This is a genomic window from Rothia sp. HMSC069C04, assembly GCF_001812895.1.
In the GTDB taxonomy this organism is placed as follows: domain Bacteria; phylum Actinomycetota; class Actinomycetes; order Actinomycetales; family Micrococcaceae; genus Rothia.
Map to the genome: position 1 here is coordinate 457007 of NZ_KV810736.1, position 16578 is coordinate 473584.

Here is a 16578-nt window from a genome sequence, read left to right on the forward strand (position 1 = left end):
TTCTGTGGATAACTCCTCGCGCACCCCGAAATATCCACGATGCACGCACCTCAAACGAACAAAACGCACGCATCCGGCGCTTTTATGACAAACCACGGCGCGTTCAGCCCTCCCCTGTCCCTTCCGCAAACCGCCCCACCCGCGACCACAAACCGCGCGCCTTCGCACCCGGTCACCGATAATGGAAGAATGTACGTTCTGCTCAGTCCTGCCACTGGCGCGGGTATTACCGCCCAGACCGGCACCCCCGCGCACCCGGTCACGTCGGCTATTGCCGCAGGTGCGTCCCCGCGCGGTGCTCAGCCGGTGACCTCGTGGGGTGCTTTTCATTTTTCGGCGCCGACCGCTGAGCAATTGCAGGACCCGACCTTTATTCCGCGGATTACGCGGGCGGATCGGGTGAGTGCGGCGAATCTTCCGGCGTATGTGCGAGAGGTGGAGCGGCAGGCGGCTGATTCGGCACAGGGGCGTTTTCCGCGCTGGATTTGGGCTGATACCCGCCACTTTGACCCGCTGCTTCTGCGCCGCGGGGTGCGGGTACATCTGTGCCATGATTTGCGTCTGGTGCAGCGAATTTTGGCTACTGCTGCCACGCATCCGAGCGGTTTTGTGGAGTACAGCCCGGTGCTGAATCTTTCTGATGTGCGTGAGGCTGTGGAGCCTCAGGGGTATCTGCCGGTGGCGCGGCAGATTCAGGGTCAGGAGGAGCTATTCGGCGCTGATTTTTTGAGTGCGCCCGCTACCTCTTCCGCCGCATTCGCCGGTTCTCCTGCTGATTCCTCCCCGGATTTCCTTGAGGCGGCGCCTCATGAGCCTTTTGCCCCGCAGTTGGCGGCGGGCCCGGTGACTCTGCTGCCGGAGCATCCGGTGGTGCGTGTGCTGATGCGTGAATGGCTGGCACAGGCGCGCGCTATTAGCGAGTCAAGGCACCCGGAGCGGTTGCGTCTTTTGGCGGCGGCTGAATCTGCCGGTGCGTTGGTGGCGGCTGAGATTGGTTATTACGGCATCCCGTTTAATGTGCAGGCGCATCATGAGCATCTGTGCGAGTTGTTGGGTCCGCGTCCGGCGCCTGGTGAGCGTCCGCAGAAGATGCAGGAGTTGGCGGAGCAGATTCAGCGCATGCTGTTTATGCCGTCGTTGAACCCGGATTCGCCGCAGGATCTTTTGCGTGCTTTGCAGTCTGCGGGGGTTTCGGTGAAGTCTACGCGTTCGTGGGAGTTGAAGAGTTGGGCGGATGCGATTCCGGCTCAAAGGGAGAAGCGTTGGGCGCTGATTGACCCGATTCTGCGTTATAAGAAGCTGTACCGTATTTGGACTGCTAACGGCTGGACGTGGGCTGATACTTGGGTTTCTGAGGGTGCGTTCCGCCCGCATCTTGAGGTGGGTGGAGCCGCGACCGGGCGCTGGGGCGCTTCCGGCGGTGGTGCGTTGCAGCTTCCGGCGGAGATTCGTCAGGCGGTGCAGGCGCCGGAGGGTCAGGTGCTGACGGTGACGGATGGCTCGCAGATTGAGCCACGTATTTTGGCGGCGTTGAGCCGTGATGAGGCGCTCGCTTCGGCGGGTCGTGGCGCTGACCTGTATGCGGGTATTGCCGAGCTGGCGCGCCTGAAGGGTGTGGGTTTGACGGGGCGTTCCCACGCGAAGGTGGGCATGCTGGCGATTATGTATGGCGGCCGCAGCGGTGAGATTGGCGCCCTGTTGCCGCATGTGGCGGCGCTTTTTCCGCAGGCGATGGACTTTACGGAGCGTGCGGCTCGTATTGGTGAGGCGGGCGGTCAGGTGACGACTTTTTTGGGTCGTACGTCCCCGCCGGTGGATGAGCGTTTCCGTGAGATTGTGGCTGATCGGTCTTCGCCGGCGGCTGAGTCGCGTGCGGTGTCGACTGCGCGTGCGCACGGGCGTATGACCCGCAATTTTATTGTGCAGGGTACGGCGGCTGAGTGGGCTCTGTGTTGGATGGGCGCGGTGCGTTCTCGTCTGTTGTCGGAGCGGATTTTTGGTATGCCGATGCGCACCCGCATTGTGTATTTTTTGCACGATGAGCTTCTGCTGTGCGGCCCCGAGCTGGAGGCGGATCGCGTGGAGCGTATTGTGCGTGAGGGCGCTGCGGAGGCGGCGCGTCTGCTGTTCGGTCGGGTGCCGGTTGATTTTCCAGTGTCGGTGGCGCGGGTGCGCAACTACGCAGACGGTAAGTAACCAGCGGTAAATAATCAGCGGCATATAGGCGGCACCGTGCAACAAAAAATAGGGGCGGCGGGTAGCTTCGTTCAAGCTACCTGCCGCCCCTATCTGCACCCTATATCCGCTGGTCAGGCGTTTATTCTGCGAAGAGCTTTACTCCTCGTAGCCGGGTGCCGTGCGCATCTTTTTTGTATCCCAGGGCACGGTCCAGCCGAGCGAGTCGAAGATCCGGTCCAGCAGAATCGCGGTGAATCCCCAGACGGTGAACTCTTCACCGCCGGGCATGCGCACCTCGAAGGCGGGAGTGCGGTGTGAGGTGCGGCCGCGTTTGACGTAGGCGGTGTGCCGGTTGGCGGGGTTGAGCAGGTCACGCACGGGCACGCGGGCGATGAGCGCGGACTCGTTGTGGTCAACGACTTCGACAGGCACGGGGCTGTTCCACCAGCCGATGACGGGGGTGACCATGAAGTTGCTGATGGGTAGCGGCAGGGTGTGCAGCTGGCCGAGGATCTGCACGCCGGCGGGGTCGAGCCCGGTTTCTTCGACCGCCTCACGCAGGGCGGCGATGTGGGCGACGGGTTCGCCGGTGGTTTCGGCGAGTGCATAGTCTTCGGGGTCGATTTTGCCGCCGGGGAAGGCGGGCTGACCGGCGTGTGAGCGCAGGGTTGCGGCACGTACGAGGAGCAGTACATCCAGGTCGGCGCTGACGTTTTCGGGGCAGCCGTCAAATTTGCCGGTGGAGGGCGAGTTATCGAGCACGCCGAAGAGAATCAGCACGGCGGCTTCTTTGTTCAGGGGGCTGGCGGGTGCGCTGCGCAGCAGGGCTTGGACGTCGAATGCCACGCCGCCCTCTGCGAGAGCCGCCAGTGCCTGCTGGGCGGGGTGCTGCGCCTCCTGCTGGGACGTGTTTTCGCTCATCTGTGTACCTCTCTTCTGCGCGGCTACATTCCGGTTCGGCTCAGTCGCCGTTAGGCGCTGAGCGGGTAGCCTTCTGCCATGAGTTCGCGGCGGGTTGCGCCCTGCAGGAATCGCAGGTGCAGGTCTTCTCGGCCGGGTGCCATTTCGTATTTCATGAGTTTACGTGCTGCTTGTTCGTTCGTCTCCCCGGCGCCGTAGGACGGGCAGAGGTCGGCGACGGGGCATACGCCGCAGGCGGGCTTTTTGGCGTGGCAGATGCGGCGGCCGTGGTAGACCATGCGGTGTGAGAAGAGCGTCCAGTCTTTGCGTTCGATGAGTTCGGCAACGTCTTTTTCGACCGTCTCGGGGGCGTCTGCAGTGGTGAATCCCATGCGGCGGGCGAGGCGTCCGAAGTGGGTGTCTACGGTCAGTCCGGGCACGTCGAAGGCGTTTCCGAGGACCACGTTCGCGGTTTTGCGGCCGACTCCGGCGAGTTCTACGAGCTCTTCGAGGGTTGAGGGGACCTGCCCGTTGTGGCGTTCGACGAGCTGCTGGGAGAGGGTGACGATGGAGCGTGCCTTGGCGCGGTAGAAGCCGAGGGACTGAATGTAGGGTTCGACCTCTTCGGTACGTGCGGAGGCGAGCGCGGCGGCGTCCGGGTAGCGTGCGAAGAGTGCACCGGTGACGGAGTTGACGCGCACGTCGGTGGTTTGTGCCGAGAGCACGGTGGCGATGAGTAGCTCGAAGGGGTTGTCGAAGTCGAGTTCTGCGACGGCGTAGGGGTAGGTTTCGCCGAGGATGCGGTTAATCTTTCGGGCGCGGCGCACAGTGGCGAGGTGGCTTTCGGGTGCGCGGGCGTTGAGGCGGCGTGCGGCGGCTGCGGCTTTGAATTCGGGAACGAATCGGATCTGTAGGAGCGATTCGGCGTTCTCTGCCGCGGTGTTCTGTGCGCCCGCTGCGGGCTGGGTGGCGTTCTCGGTCATAGCGCGAGGGTACCGGGCTTAGGTGTGTGGGCGGTAGCGAGGTTCACCGTACTTGGCGCGCGTCGCCCCCCGTATGCGGGGATGCGCATCCGCCACGCGCCTGCGCTCTCCCCTCCTCCGCATCATTTTCTGGGCAGTTCGCGTCGGCTAGCGCTCAGCGGGCGCTCGCTGTGCCACACTGGTTTTATGTCAGATACGATTTTTGTGCTTAATGGACCGAATTTGAACCTGCTTGGGCAGCGCCGCCCCGAGGTGTACGGCTACACCACTCTGCACGATATTGAGCGTATGGTGCGTGAGCGCGCGGCGGATCATGGTTTTGATGTTGAGTTTATGCAGTCGAATCATGAGGGCGCGCTGGTGGATGAGATTCAGCGTGCTCGTACTCGTGGCGCGGCGATTATTATCAACCCGGCGGCGTACACCCACACGTCGGTGGCGCTGCATGATGCACTGGAGGCGGCTGAGCTTCCGGTGGTTGAGGTGCATCTGTCGAATGTGCATCGTCGTGAGCAGTTCCGTCATCATTCGTTTGTGTCGCCGCAGGCTACCGCGGTGATTGCCGGTGCGGGTGCGTACGGCTATGTCATGGCGGTTGATTTCCTGGCGCAGCATCTGGCGGAATAACAGCGCGCCGCCTCCTTTCGTTAAATAGTTCAGGCTCCCGTTCCTCGCTAGAGGTTCGGGAGCCTGAATGTTTTTGTTAGCTACTTGCGGCAGGTGCCGGTGGAGACTGCGGCGGTGTTGTCGCCACCTTCAGCCAGTGCCTGCTTGAGGGTGCTTGCGGTGATGGCGTAGCCGGTCTGGCCGGTGGTTGCCTTACCGAAGATCACGCCGACCACGTTGCCGTTTTCGTCGAGGACGGGGCCGCCGGAGTTGCCGTGCTGCACGTCGGCTGCCAGTTGGTAGACCTGGCGCATGGCGTTGGCGCGGCCGGTGTCGGCATCGATGGTTTGGGTGTTGCCGATGCCCTGCACGGTGGCGGGCAGTGCCTTGAACGGGCCGCCCTTGGGGTAGCCCATGAAGGTTACAAGGCTACCTGCGGTGGCGTTGGTGCCGATGGTCAGCGGTTCGAGCGGCAGCTTGGGCACGCTGATGAAGGCGAGGTCCTGTTCGGTATCCATGTAGACGACGGTGCCGGGCCAGGTGCGGCCGCGGGAGTCCTGCACGACCGGGGAGGTCACGCCGGCGACCACGTGGGCGTTGGTGACGACCAGGCCGTTGTCCGCCACGAAGCCGGAGCCGGTGGAGGTGTAGCCGCACTGCTCTGCGGCACCCAGAATCTCAACGACGGAGGCAGCCGCCCGGTCCAGTGCCGCGGATTCTACGGTCTGGGTGGGGGCGCTGGTTTCGGGGGCGATGAGCTGGCTGACTTCCGGAATGGTTCCGAAGGCGAGCACGTCATTGCGTACCGTGTTGATGCGGTCCTTGACGACCTCGGGGGTGGAGGCGACCATCCAGGAGAGAGTCTTGGATTCGCTGAGCGCGGTGTTGAGCTGCGGGATGGGTACGGTGCGCATGGAGATGGTCAGCACGACCATGACCAGGGCGCAGGCGGCAAGGTTCAGCACACCGCCGAAGAAGCGCTCAATGCCCTTGAGCGGGGTGATGTCGGTGACGCGGCGAATGGTGCGTCCGGCAATGAGGCCGAGCCACTGTCCGATGGTCAGGCAGATGATGAGCACACCGACGGCGGTAATGAGGCTCCACTGCGACCCCACGGAGGCGACGGCGAGGGGCACGAGCCAGGCTGCGGCGCAGACGCCCAGGCCCAGACCGAGGAAGGTTCCGAGGGTGGTGAAGAATCCGCTGCGGACTCCGGCGAGGAAGTAGAGCAGCAGGATGATGGGGATAGCAATATCAAGCAGGTTGATGCCGGTCGTCACGACTAATTGCCTCCTTGGTGGGTAGAAGTGGTCACGGTGTGCCCATGTGATTGGTGCGGGCTGTGCCCGATGAGTGTGGTGGCACGCTGTACCCTGCGGCGGGCGTGACGGGCGGTTCCGGGGTTGTTGAGACCGGGTTTCTGCCTCGTCGCATCGTACCGCGTGTGGAGGCGGGGGCCTGTTTGTCATGAGGGTGTCAGCGTGCTTGGTACCGATAAAAGTACACACCTGAATGCCTGATATTAGGTGGTAAACCTGTGGGGAAGCTTTGAATTTTCTCGGAAGAAATAACTTTTGGTGTAAAGCTCGCTGTATCGGAATGCATAAAGCGCTTTTTTAGGGTACGCTCGTATCAGTTGAATATGTCACACTAGCTTGAGCCTTCTCACATTTCAGATGTTGAGACGCATGACACCGGTTCGGGCTCACTCACTGAACATTTACGAGTTTCGGCTCATCACCTCATATCTAGGAGAACTTTATGGATCTCGAGATCCTCCGTCGTACCCCTCTCTTTGCTAACCTCGACGACGCAGCTTTCGCTCTGCTGACCGATGACATTCAGGAGATTGACCTCTCCCGCAACGCCGTCCTCTTCTACGAGGGTGACCAGGACGACCAGCTCTTCGCTGTACTCTCCGGTAAGGTCAAGCTGGGTCGCACCGCCGCTGACGGCCGCGAGAATATGGTTGCAATCATGGGTCCCGGTGACGTCTTCGGCGAGATGGCTCTCTTCGATCCTTCGCCCCGTTCGACCAACGCTGTGGCTGTCTCTGAGACTCGCCTGGCTGCCATCAAGCACGAGTCCTTCAAGCGTGCACAGCAGCTCGATCCCACTATCTCCGATCAGGTTATTAAGACTCTGGCTCGCCGCCTGCGCCACGCTAACGAGGCACTGGCTGACCTGGTCTTCTCCGACGTTCCCGGCCGCCTCGCTAAGGCGCTGCTGGACCTGGCTGACCGCTTCGGCCGCCCCGCAACCGACGGCGTGCTCGTTGCTCACGAGCTGACTCAGGAAGAGCTGGCACAGCTGGTTGGCGCATCCCGCGAGACCGTGAACAAGGCTCTTGCCGAGTTCGTTTCTCGCGGCTGGATCCGTCTGGAGGCACGCGCAGTTGTCATTCTGGACCTGCCCCGCCTGCGCCAGCGTTCCCGCTAAGGTCTCTTTGAGTTAGGGCATTCTAGGACGCCCTCGCTGAAAGACGCACAGCTTAAATAGATCAGGAGCCGTTTCCCTCTGCATGGGGAAACGGCTCCTGATTTCTTTAACGCTTCATCGTACGAGCGAACGGCTGCAATACCCTCTTAGAGCGCACCCATCGCGCCGGTGTATATGGAACCGGTGGTAGCCGGAACCACCTCGGTGAAGGAGAGCATGCACGCACCGTTGTGGGTGACGAGCACGGGCTTCTTCACCTCAATCTTGCGGCGCTTCGACAGCCACGCGACGGAGGTCTGAGCCTTCGCCAGCGATTCGAGCATGCACATCACGCCGGGGGTAATGAGCTGGTCGAGGGTACGGCCCACCGTGTTGGGCTGGCCGATGCGGTCACCCAGTTCGCTGGTGTCCTTGGCTTCGAGCAGTTCACGCACGTTCAGCCAGTCACCCCACACGCCCTTACCGAGCAGTAGCTTCGGGTCCTGACCGACGGGCAACGCCGTGGTGAAGTAGGCGATATCGTAGCGTTTGAGGAAGAAGTCCGGGGACTGCCAGCGCGCGACCGGGCGCAGCAGGTCGGCGCGCACGCTCAAGCCGCTGGAGGTCAAGAAGTCCGAGAAGCTCTTGTCCTGCTCGGCAACCGCTTCACGCCACGCCATGAGCTCAGGGGTGCTGGAGCGTTCCACGACGTCCTGTTCGTCCTCGCCTGCAAGCAGAATGCCGGTCTCTTCAAAGGATTCACGCACGGCTGCCATGACGCTGCGGCGTGCCTGCGCAATATCGGAGAAGTGGAATTGTTCCTGCCAGTAGTCGGCGCCGGGACCCACCCAGGAGGCGGACTCATCATCACCGGGAAGAGCCGTACCGCCGGGGAAAGCCACCACGCCCAGCGGGGAGGTGCCGGGACGGTAGGTCAGAATCGTTTCGAGGCCGTTGTCGCCGTCGCGCACAAAAATGACGGATGCCGCCTGGCGCATCGTGCAGCCGGTCGTGCCTTCGTTGCCGCATTCGCGCCAGCTTTCGGCGGCGGTGCGCATGAACTCGGGAATCGTGTAGAGACGCTGGATGGATGCGGTGCGCGGGCCTGACTGGCGGCCGGTGAACACGCGGGGGCGTTCCACGCCCTCAGCCGGGGTGGGAGTGCCGAAGCGGCGTTCCTGCACCGGCTGGGGTAGAGTCTTGATGTTTTGGGCGGTGCCGTTGTCCTGTGCGGATGCGGTGTATGCAGTCTTATCGGGAGCGTCCTGCGCCGCCCGCTGAGCCTGGGCAGCACGAATAGCAGACAGCGGCAGCGCGCCGGTGTACAGATTAGACATATTCAACAATGATCTCGACCTCTACGGGCGAGTCCAGGGGAAGAACGGGAACGCCGACGGCGGAGCGGGCGTGCTGGCCTGCCTCGCCGAAGATTTCGCCGAGCAGTTCGGAGGCACCGTTAATGACGGCGGGCTGAGCGGTGAAGTTCACCTCGGATGCCACGAAGCCGACAACCTTCACGACGCGCTGCACGCGGTCCAGGTCGCCAATGACGGACTTGACCGCTGCCAGGGCGTTGAGCAGGCTGATACCCGCGTACTTCTTCGCATTCTCGGGGGTCACGGAGCCTTCAGCGCCGGAGTCGGAAACCTTACCGGTTTCGGGCAGAGCACCCTCAACGAAGGGCAGCTGACCGGAGGTGTACACGTAGGAGCCGGACGTAACAGCCGGAACGTAGGCTGCAACGGGGGCGGGTGCTACGGGCAGTTCGTAACCGAGTTCGCGGATACGTGCTTCAATACGGGATTCAGTCATGATTACTCCAGAAGGATGGCGGGTGCTGGCACCCAAACGGTGATAGGGGAAATGCTGTAAATCTAAACGCTACTGATATTCAGGCAGCTGTTAAATGGCTAACCGGCGGTCTTCCTCATCTATTCCCGCGCTCCCCTAGTTATAGGAGGGCCGGGATAGCGAGGTGACCGCCGGGTACGTTGCTCTTAGTCAGCCTTCTCGCGCTTAAAGTAGGCGATGGGGTTGCCCTGAGTCGGAGCGACCATGTTCGACGCGGGGGTTGCGCCAGCAGGTGCGGATGCGCCGGGGAGAACAGTTACGAGCTCCCAGCCGTCTTCACCCCAGTTGTCGAGGATTGCCTTGGTCGTGTGGATCATCAGCGGTACAGTTGCGTATTCCCATTTCTTCATACCCTCTAGACTAGCTTTCAGGGTCGAATAAGTAAAAGGGATTCACTATGGTTTCGGTCAATGTCCGGCGCTTTTGGGGGCTTTATTCTCAGCGCTGAGGCGCCCACCTCCCTGTGGGGTGCCGAACCGGACTTCCTCTCACAGCTTCATGGGATAAACTGAATGAATGGCTTCATCTAAGAAAACCCGTGCGCGTCGCCGCCCGGGAGATTTTTTGCAGTTCCTCGCGTTCAGCGTGATTGCCGGTTTCCTTGCGGCAATTATTGTCGTACCCCCTGCCGTGAGCTTGGGTATGGTCACGAACGCGTCGATGTCATGGTTCCAGGACCTTCCTGACGACATTGCCGATGGCATTTCCTCCCGTCCTTCTACTATTTACGCTGCTGACGGCAAGACCGAAATCGCGACTTTCTTCGAAGAGAACCGTGAACCGGTCAAGCTGGATCAGATTTCTCAGCACATGAAGAACGCTATCGTCTCGGTGGAGGACCGTGACTTCTACAATCACGGTGCTGTCTCCGCTATCGGTATCGGTCGTGCGTTCCTGAACAACATCATTAACTCCAACAGCGGCCGCCGTCAGGGTGCATCCACCCTGACCCAGCAGTACGTTAACAACCTCATTGTTGACTCCGCTGTGGCTCGTGGTGAGGACGCTACCGCAACCCTGAACGGTAACAAGACCTACGCCGCAAAGATTCGCGAGATGAAGCTTGCGATTTCTATGGAGCAGAACAAGTCCAAGGACGAAATCCTTGAAGGCTACCTGAACATCGTGAACCTTGGTGGTTCGAACTACGGTGTTGAGGCTGCTGCACAGTACTACTGGGGTATTTCCGCTAAGGACCTGAACGTGGCACAGTCCGCCCTTCTTGCCGGTCTGGTGCAGGCACCGAACGTGTACGACCCGACCGTGAACCCCGAACTCGCCCGTGAACGCCGCGACATCGTTCTGGGCACCATGCTCCGCGACGGCAAGATTTCCGACAAGGAATACAGCGACGCCATCGCCAGCGACATTAAGCTCAACGTCCACACCAAGTCCCAGGGTTGCTCCCTGGCAGGTGATAAGGCGTTCTTCTGCCGTTATGTGGTCAACTACCTGCTGCAGGATGAGTCCCTCGGCGCAACCGCTGAGCTGCGTAACACCGCCATCAAGCGTGGCGGCCTGAAGGTGATCACCACCCTGAACCCCGAGGCTCAGACCGCGGCAAAGCAGGCTGTGGACTCCACCCAGCCGGCAGCAACCAACTGGAACGACGTGAACTCCGCGCTGACCAGTGTTGAGCCCGGCACCGGCCGCGTCATCGCGATGGCACAGAACACCGAGCTCGGTAGCCCCGCAGACGCAAACGACCACTCCAAGACCGAGTACAACTACAACGTTGATAGCGCCTACGGTGGTACCCGCGGCTTCCAGCCCGGTTCGACGTTCAAACCGATTATTCTGGCTCAGTGGCTCATCAGCGGCCGCGGCGCTAACGCTACCGTGAACGGTACCCAGCTGTTCTGGCCCACCAGCTTCGGCTGGAACGCCAAGTGCTACGACGGCGGTAAGTACTACTACACCGGTCAGCCGAACGGCTGGTCCTATAAGAACGCAGTCAACGGCGGTCTGACCTACGGTACCGCTGCGTACGGTATTCGCCAGTCGTTGAACTCGTACCTGTACGGCATGCTCTCCCAGATTGACCTGTGCGATGTGCACGACCTGTCAATCAAGATGCACGCCCTGGACGGTACCGGCGAACCGCTGCACAGCATCCCCGACCTGGGTACCAACATTGGTGGTACCAAGTACGGTATCTCCCCGCTGACCAGCGCATCCATGTACGCTATCTTCGCTTCCGAGGGTAAGTACTGCACCCCGCGCCCGATTGAGAAGATTACCAAGACCAACGGTGAAACCATGAAGGAATACCAGAACCAGTGTGAGCAGGTCCTGGATCCGGACATCGCGAACGGTGTCAGCTGGGTTCTGAAGGGTGTTATCCAGCCTGGCGGTTCCGCTTCTCAGCGCGGTATTGGTCTGCCGAACGGTTCGGCTGCGAAGACCGGTACGAACGATAACTCCTCCCAGACCTGGCAGGTTGGCTACACTCGTGGCCTGTCCACCGCGTCTTGGGTTGGTTCTAACAACCTCGGCTTCCGCTCCCTGAACGGTGTGGGCATTAACGGTCGAGTCCTCGAGTACGTCGATGGTGCAACCTACGCGGGTGCACAGTGGCAGTCGTTCATGAAGACGATGGCACCGAAGTACAACACGAAGGACTTCACCGCCCCCAGCGATAAGATTCTGTCGTACAGCTAGAATCACAGCTCACCAGCTGAAGCCTGAAAGGCGATTGATAATGTGTGAAAACGCAGTCAACGCCCGCGTCCCCGTGGCGGTCCCCGGCGCACGCGGCTCCTCCCCGCTCCTGAAGAAGGTAGCGGGGGCGGTAGCCGCCACTGCAGCCTTGGGGGCCGCCACGGCGGCGTATGGGCACTTTATTGAGCTGAACAATTTTCAGCTCCGCACCGAGTCCCTGCCGGTGCTGCCCGCCGGGAGCCCCGACTTCAGGATTCTGCATATTTCGGATATGCACATGATTCCGGGCCAGCAGAAGAAGATTGACTTCATGCACTCGCTGGCTACCCTGGAGCCGGATTTGGTGATGAACACGGGCGATAACCTCTCCCACGTGGACGGTATGGGCCCGCTACTGGAGGCACTCGACCCGCTCATGGACTTCCCCGGCGTATTTGTGCCCGGCTCGAATTGCTATTTCGCGCCGGTTTTCAAGAACCCGGCACGCTACCTGTGGCAGCCGCGCACCCCGCAGATGATTGAGGAGGGCTCGCGTGTAGCACTGCCCATTGAGCGGATGCACGACGCCTTCGAGTCGCGCGGCTGGACGGGCCTGGTCAACCGCTACGATACGCTGAATCTCAAGGGTCTGCGCCTGGAGTTCTCCGGTGTAGATGACCCGCACCTGCGTTACGATGAGCACCCCGGATTCGCCCCCGGCGCCTTCGACGAAGGGCAGGAGCCGAGCGTCCGTATCGGCGTGGCGCACGCCCCCTATATGCGTACCCTGCACCGCTTCGTGCAGGACGGTGCGCAGGCTATTTTTGCCGGTCATACGCACGGCGGTCAGGTCTGCCTGCCCGGCGGTCATGCTCTGGTCAGCAATTGCGATTTGCCGCCTTCGCGTGCGAAGGGTGTCAGTGAGCAGTCCGGTATTCCGGTTCAGGTTTCTGCCGGCTTGGGCACCTCTCGTTTTGCGCCGGTGCGTCTGTTCTGCCCGCCGGAGGCAATCCTGGTGACCCTCACGGCTCGCGATAAGGGTGAAGCCGACGCTTCGAAAGGTGCCGCCGCTAATGTCTGAGGCTTCTACAGCACGCACGACTAAGCGCCGCCGCAACCCCTTCTTGGAGACGGCGAGCGAACCGACCCCCGACCCGATCGACTACGCGCACGGTCAGCGTGCCCCACGCACCCTCGCCGCGTATGCGCGTCCGATTCGTGTGCGCTGGGGCGTGGGCCTGCTCGTGGCGTTCGGTGCCGGTGCCCTTGAGATTTCCATCCCGCAGATGTTGCAGATTATTGTGGATCATCTCTCGCAGAGCACCACCGAGAGCGCCATCTGGATTGCCGGAGGCCTGGTGCTTCTGCTGGGTATTGCGCACGCCTCCTTCATGTATTGGAGGCGCTGGCTGATTGTGGACCCGACCTCCACGATTGAGCTGTCCATGCGCATGAACTTCTTTGATCGCCTGCTCAGCGCCCCGCTTTCTCTGCTGGATCGTTGGCCCTCCGGTCAGTTGCTGACCCGCTCCATGAGCGATTTGGGGACGATTCGCCGCTGGTTGTCTTTCGGTATTGTTCAGATGCTGACTGTTGTGGTGATGTTCCTGGTTGGTGGCTTCTTCATGCTACGTTCTTCGCCGTCGCTGGCGCTAGTGTTCGTGGTGACCGTGCCGATTCTGGTGCTGTCGCTGGTGAACTTCACCCGCAAGTACTACCGTGCTTCACATGAGATTCAGCAGATGACGGGCGACCTCTCCACCCGCATTGAGGAGTCGGTGCGCGGCATCCGCGTGATTAAGGCGCTGGGCCGCTCCCCCGAGCAGATTCAGGAATATTCCGAGTCGGTGGACTCCCTGCAGGTGCGCGAGTACGGCAGGTCGATGCTGGTGGCTCGTGTTGCCCTGTACCAGGGCCTGATTGTGGGTGTCTCTACGGCGGTGGCGCTGGCTGTGGGCGCTTCGCAGGTTGCGGTGGGCACCTTGAGCCTGGGTGCGATGACCGCCTACTTTGCGGTGCAGACGACCGTGCTCAGCCACGTGACGCGCTCGACCGCGCTGATGTCTGCCTATTTGAGCTATAAGGTGGCGTTGGAACGCCACAACGAGGTCATGGACGAGCCCGGCTTTGAGGCGGTGCCGCTGGTTCGTGGCTCCGCGGCTGTGTCTGGGCCCGAGCATCCGCAGGGTGCTTCTGATTCGTCAACACTAGCTGGAGTGTCTGCCGAGGGCGACTCCGGGAAGGAAACTATGCAGTACCCCAGCGGTGGCGCAGTGTCTGTCATTTTCGATCACGTTCAGTTCAGCTACGACGCAGCCGAAGCACCTGCCGAGCTTGCTGTTGAGGCAAACTCTGCGGTTAAGGCTCCCGAGGTTTCCGTGCTGAAGGACGTAAACTTCAAGGTTTTCCCGGGCGAGATTCTGGCGCTGGTGGGTGCAACCGGTAGCGGCAAGTCGACCGTGCTGTCGCTGGTTCCGCGTTTCTACGAGCCGACCTCCGGTTCCCTGCGTTTTGGCACCCGAGACACCGCTGACATGTCTATTGAGGAGGTGCGCGCCCAGACCGCGTTCGTCTTTGAGGAGGCGGTGCTCTTCTCCGGCACGGTCCGCGAGAACGTACTGATGGGCGTTGCCGAGCAGTACGAGCGCGGCACCGAGGATGAGGACTACCCCGCCGCAGAAGAGCTGGAGGCGACCCTCCAGACTGCGCTACAGCTGGCTGCCTGCGATTTCGTGGCGGAGCTTCCACAGGGTCTGGATACCGTCATTGGTGAAGAGGGTCTGAGCCTTTCGGGCGGTCAGCGTCAGCGCCTGTCCTTGGCGCGCGCCCTAGCAAAGCGCCCCTCCGTGCTGCTGCTGGATGACCCGTTCTCGGCGTTGGATGTGAACACCGAGGAGCGTATTATTACCGGTCTGCGTGAGGGTCTGGAGGGACTGGGCGGCGCTACTACCCTGTTGACGGCGCACCGCCCCTCCACGGTGGCTCTGGCGGACCGTGTGCTGCTGATGGTTGATGGTGCCGTGGTCGCTGAGGGTACTCACGCTGAGCTGATGGAGTCGTCGGAGCAGTACCGCCAGCTGATGACGATGGAGGAGGGCTAATGGCCCATCATCGTCCGGCGGAGCCGCGGGAACAGATGAGCCCGCAGGAGCGCGCGGAGACCCGTGAACGCTCGATGGCTCTGCTGCGCCAGATGTTGCGCCCGCATCGTGGGGCATTGGCTCTGTCGATTATTTCGGTGCTTTTGGTCTCGGGTTCCTCGGCGGTTGCGCCGATTCTGATTGCCCGCGTTTTGGATAGTTCCATTGAACCGCTCAAGCAGGGTGACGTTTCTCCCCTGCTGACCCTGCTGGTATTTTTTGTGGCGGCTACCGCGGTGACCGCGATTTTTTCGTGGGTCAACGTGGCGTACACGGTGCGTGTGTCGCTGGGCGTGGTGGTGTACCTGCGTAAGCGGGTGTTCCGCCACGCGCAGTCGCTGAGCGTGTCGTTCCATGAGCGGTACACCTCGGGCAAGGTCATTTCGCGTTTGACCAGCGATATTGATACGGTCCGCAGCTTCTTGGACAGCGGCATCAGCCAGTTGGCGATTACCTTGCTGTCCATGGTGATTTCTGCGGTCGCTATTTTCCTTCTGGATTGGCGTATTGGTCTGTTCATGCTGGTCATGGGCGTACCGATTTACTTCTTGACGCGCTGGTTCCAGAAGACCGCGGTGCCGGTTTTCCGTACGATGCGTACCGAGTCTGCGCATTTGACGAGCCGTTTTGTGGAGACTTTTACGGGTATCCGTGCGGTGAAGGCGTTTGGTGCGGAGGCGCAGATGCGTTATGAGTACGCTCAGGCGTCGGAGCGTTACCGCCTTGCGGTGATGGATTCCATTAAGATTTTCGGCGTCTACTCACCCGTGCTGATGCTTTTGGGCAATGTGTTTATTGCCGGTGCGCTAGTGCTGGGTGGTTATGCGGTGCTGGGCGGCACCATGCAGATCGGTACCCTGCTGGCGCTGGTGATTTACGCGAACCGCGTGTTTGAGCCGGTCATGCAGCTGTCCGAGTTCTACAACATGTTCCAGTCGGCGATGTCCGCGCTGGAGAAGCTGTCGTCGTTCTTGGCTGAGGAGCCGGAGGTTGCTGAGCCGGATCATCCGCATGAGCGCGCTGTAGAGTCTGCTGCTGAGTCTAGTGCTGCTGAGGGCGCGTCCGGCTCGGTTCAGGGCGCTTTGGTGGAGCTGGATTCGGCGGTCTTTGGGTACACGTCGGATCGTCACGCGTTGAAGGAGACGACCCTGCGCATTGAGCCGGGTACGACCGTGGCGCTGGTGGGTGCTACGGGTGCTGGCAAGTCGACTATCGCTAAGCTGGTAGCTCGTTTCTACGATGTTTCAGCCGGTCAGGTGCGTATTGACGGCGTGGACGTTCGCCAACTGGCGGATGTGCAGCTACGCCGTGAGGTGCTCATGCTCACCCAGGAGGTGTTCCTGTTCTCCGCGTCGATTCTGGAGAATATCCGCATGGGTAACCCGCAGGCGTCCGATGAGCAGGTGAAGGTTGCCGCAAAGGCGGTGGGTGCTGACGCGTTCATTGAGCGTCTGCGTGAGGGCTACGAGTCGCAGCTGGGCCGCGGCGGTATTACCCTGTCGGCGGGTCAGCGTCAGCTGGTGTCCTTTGCTCGCGTGTTCTTGGCGAATCCGCGGGTGCTGATTCTGGATGAGGCGACGGCTTCGCTGGACATCCCGAGTGAGCGTGCGGTGCAGGCGGCGCTACGAACCGTGTTGGCGGGGCGTACGGCGCTGGTGATTGCGCATCGCCTCTCGACGGTTCTGGGTGCTGATCGTGTGCTGGTGATTCATGAGGGCTCCGTAATGGAGGATGGCTCCCCGCAGCAACTGATTGCCTCCGGCGGTCGTTTTGCGGCGATGTACGCCTCCTGGGATGAGCTGAATCAGGTTCAGGAGACTGAAGCCTAGAAGCTTTATCTGCCCCTCCTCCGAGCGGTGGTG

13 protein-coding genes are annotated in these 16578 nt (G+C 61.4%); 7 read left to right on the forward strand and 6 right to left on the reverse strand.

Annotated elements, in window-relative coordinates; all coding sequences use genetic code 11:
* The first annotated feature begins 189 nt into the window (after nucleotides 1-189).
* On the forward strand, nucleotides 190-2196 hold the full coding sequence (locus tag HMPREF2879_RS04565) for a bifunctional 3'-5' exonuclease/DNA polymerase (protein ID WP_070634914.1): 2007 nt from the start codon (nucleotides 190-192) through the stop codon (nucleotides 2194-2196).
* Between the two features lie 138 nt (nucleotides 2197-2334).
* On the opposite strand, the gene HMPREF2879_RS04570 is transcribed toward HMPREF2879_RS04565, so the two are convergent.
* Nucleotides 2335-3099: an NUDIX hydrolase gene (locus HMPREF2879_RS04570; RefSeq protein WP_070634915.1), complete on the reverse strand. Its 765-nt coding sequence runs from the start codon at nucleotides 3097-3099 to the stop codon at nucleotides 2335-2337.
* A 50-nt stretch (nucleotides 3100-3149) separates the two neighbouring features.
* Nucleotides 3150-4061, reverse strand: coding sequence for an endonuclease III (nth, locus tag HMPREF2879_RS04575; protein WP_070593806.1), 912 nt, complete (start codon nucleotides 4059-4061; stop codon nucleotides 3150-3152).
* Between the two features lie 186 nt (nucleotides 4062-4247).
* On the opposite strand from nth, the gene aroQ reads away from it, so the two are divergent.
* Nucleotides 4248-4688: a type II 3-dehydroquinate dehydratase gene (gene aroQ, locus HMPREF2879_RS04580; protein ID WP_005504658.1), complete on the forward strand. Its 441-nt coding sequence runs from the start codon at nucleotides 4248-4250 to the stop codon at nucleotides 4686-4688.
* An 80-nt stretch (nucleotides 4689-4768) separates the two neighbouring features.
* Here aroQ and HMPREF2879_RS04585 read toward each other — a convergent pair whose 3' ends face one another.
* Nucleotides 4769-5947: a MarP family serine protease gene (locus HMPREF2879_RS04585; protein WP_070593807.1), complete on the reverse strand. Its 1179-nt coding sequence runs from the start codon at nucleotides 5945-5947 to the stop codon at nucleotides 4769-4771.
* Nucleotides 5948-6428: 481 nt separating this feature from the next.
* Between HMPREF2879_RS04585 and HMPREF2879_RS04590 the strand changes: the two genes are divergently transcribed.
* Entirely contained in the window at nucleotides 6429-7106 is a 678-nt protein-coding gene (locus HMPREF2879_RS04590; protein ID WP_012902921.1) for a Crp/Fnr family transcriptional regulator, read from the forward strand.
* A 146-nt stretch (nucleotides 7107-7252) separates the two neighbouring features.
* Here HMPREF2879_RS04590 and HMPREF2879_RS04595 read toward each other — a convergent pair whose 3' ends face one another.
* The 3 genes from HMPREF2879_RS04595 to HMPREF2879_RS04605 all read right to left on the reverse strand — a co-directional run bounded on the left by HMPREF2879_RS04595 (nucleotide 7253) and on the right by HMPREF2879_RS04605 (nucleotide 9286).
* The gene (locus tag HMPREF2879_RS04595; protein ID WP_049349846.1) at nucleotides 7253-8422 is read right to left on the reverse strand and encodes an NUDIX hydrolase; all 1170 of its coding nucleotides are present in this window, start codon (nucleotides 8420-8422) and stop codon (nucleotides 7253-7255) included.
* Nucleotides 8415-8897 (reverse strand): RidA family protein, encoded by a 483-nt coding sequence (locus HMPREF2879_RS04600; protein WP_049349843.1) that lies wholly within the window; start codon nucleotides 8895-8897, stop codon nucleotides 8415-8417. Before HMPREF2879_RS04600 ends, HMPREF2879_RS04595 begins: the two co-directional genes overlap by 8 nt.
* Nucleotides 8898-9082: 185 nt before the next feature.
* Entirely contained in the window at nucleotides 9083-9286 is a 204-nt protein-coding gene (locus tag HMPREF2879_RS04605; protein ID WP_005504647.1) for a DUF4177 domain-containing protein, read from the reverse strand.
* 166 nt (nucleotides 9287-9452) lie between these two features.
* Between HMPREF2879_RS04605 and HMPREF2879_RS04610 the strand changes: the two genes are divergently transcribed.
* From HMPREF2879_RS04610 to HMPREF2879_RS04625, 4 genes are read left to right on the forward strand one after another with little or no spacing between them, the layout of a single operon-like run.
* Nucleotides 9453-11597 carry a transglycosylase domain-containing protein gene (locus HMPREF2879_RS04610; RefSeq protein WP_070593809.1) on the forward strand — a complete coding sequence of 715 codons (2145 nt, stop codon included), beginning with the start codon at nucleotides 9453-9455 and terminating at the stop codon, nucleotides 11595-11597.
* Between the two features lie 40 nt (nucleotides 11598-11637).
* Entirely contained in the window at nucleotides 11638-12657 is a 1020-nt protein-coding gene (locus HMPREF2879_RS04615) for a metallophosphoesterase (protein WP_070634916.1), read from the forward strand.
* Nucleotides 12650-14677: an ABC transporter ATP-binding protein gene (locus HMPREF2879_RS04620; RefSeq protein ID WP_070634917.1), complete on the forward strand. Its 2028-nt coding sequence runs from the start codon at nucleotides 12650-12652 to the stop codon at nucleotides 14675-14677. The genes HMPREF2879_RS04615 and HMPREF2879_RS04620 overlap by 8 nt, the downstream gene beginning before the upstream one ends.
* Entirely contained in the window at nucleotides 14677-16545 is a 1869-nt protein-coding gene (locus tag HMPREF2879_RS04625) for an ABC transporter ATP-binding protein (RefSeq protein ID WP_070634918.1), read from the forward strand. The genes HMPREF2879_RS04620 and HMPREF2879_RS04625 overlap by 1 nt, the downstream gene beginning before the upstream one ends.
* The last annotated feature ends 33 nt before the right edge of the window (nucleotides 16546-16578 follow it).

Bases quoted from the DNA above. Each gene is read 5' to 3' on its own strand.
- HMPREF2879_RS04565 (WP_070634914.1), top strand. From the start codon at position 190: ATGTACGTTCTGCTCAGTCCTGCCACTGGCGCGGGTATTACCGCCCAG.
- HMPREF2879_RS04570 (WP_070634915.1), bottom strand. From the start codon at position 3,099: ATGAGCGAAAACACGTCCCAGCAGGAGGCGCAGCACCCCGCCCAGCAG.
- nth (WP_070593806.1), bottom strand. From the start codon at position 4,061: ATGACCGAGAACGCCACCCAGCCCGCAGCGGGCGCACAGAACACCGCG.
- aroQ (WP_005504658.1), top strand. From the start codon at position 4,248: ATGTCAGATACGATTTTTGTGCTTAATGGACCGAATTTGAACCTGCTT.
- HMPREF2879_RS04590 (WP_012902921.1), top strand. From the start codon at position 6,429: ATGGATCTCGAGATCCTCCGTCGTACCCCTCTCTTTGCTAACCTCGAC.
- HMPREF2879_RS04595 (WP_049349846.1), bottom strand. From the start codon at position 8,422: ATGTCTAATCTGTACACCGGCGCGCTGCCGCTGTCTGCTATTCGTGCT.
- HMPREF2879_RS04600 (WP_049349843.1), bottom strand. From the start codon at position 8,897: ATGACTGAATCCCGTATTGAAGCACGTATCCGCGAACTCGGTTACGAA.
- HMPREF2879_RS04605 (WP_005504647.1), bottom strand. From the start codon at position 9,286: ATGAAGAAATGGGAATACGCAACTGTACCGCTGATGATCCACACGACC.
- HMPREF2879_RS04610 (WP_070593809.1), top strand. From the start codon at position 9,453: ATGGCTTCATCTAAGAAAACCCGTGCGCGTCGCCGCCCGGGAGATTTT.
- HMPREF2879_RS04615 (WP_070634916.1), top strand. From the start codon at position 11,638: ATGTGTGAAAACGCAGTCAACGCCCGCGTCCCCGTGGCGGTCCCCGGC.
- HMPREF2879_RS04620 (WP_070634917.1), top strand. From the start codon at position 12,650: ATGTCTGAGGCTTCTACAGCACGCACGACTAAGCGCCGCCGCAACCCC.
- HMPREF2879_RS04625 (WP_070634918.1), top strand. From the start codon at position 14,677: ATGGCCCATCATCGTCCGGCGGAGCCGCGGGAACAGATGAGCCCGCAG.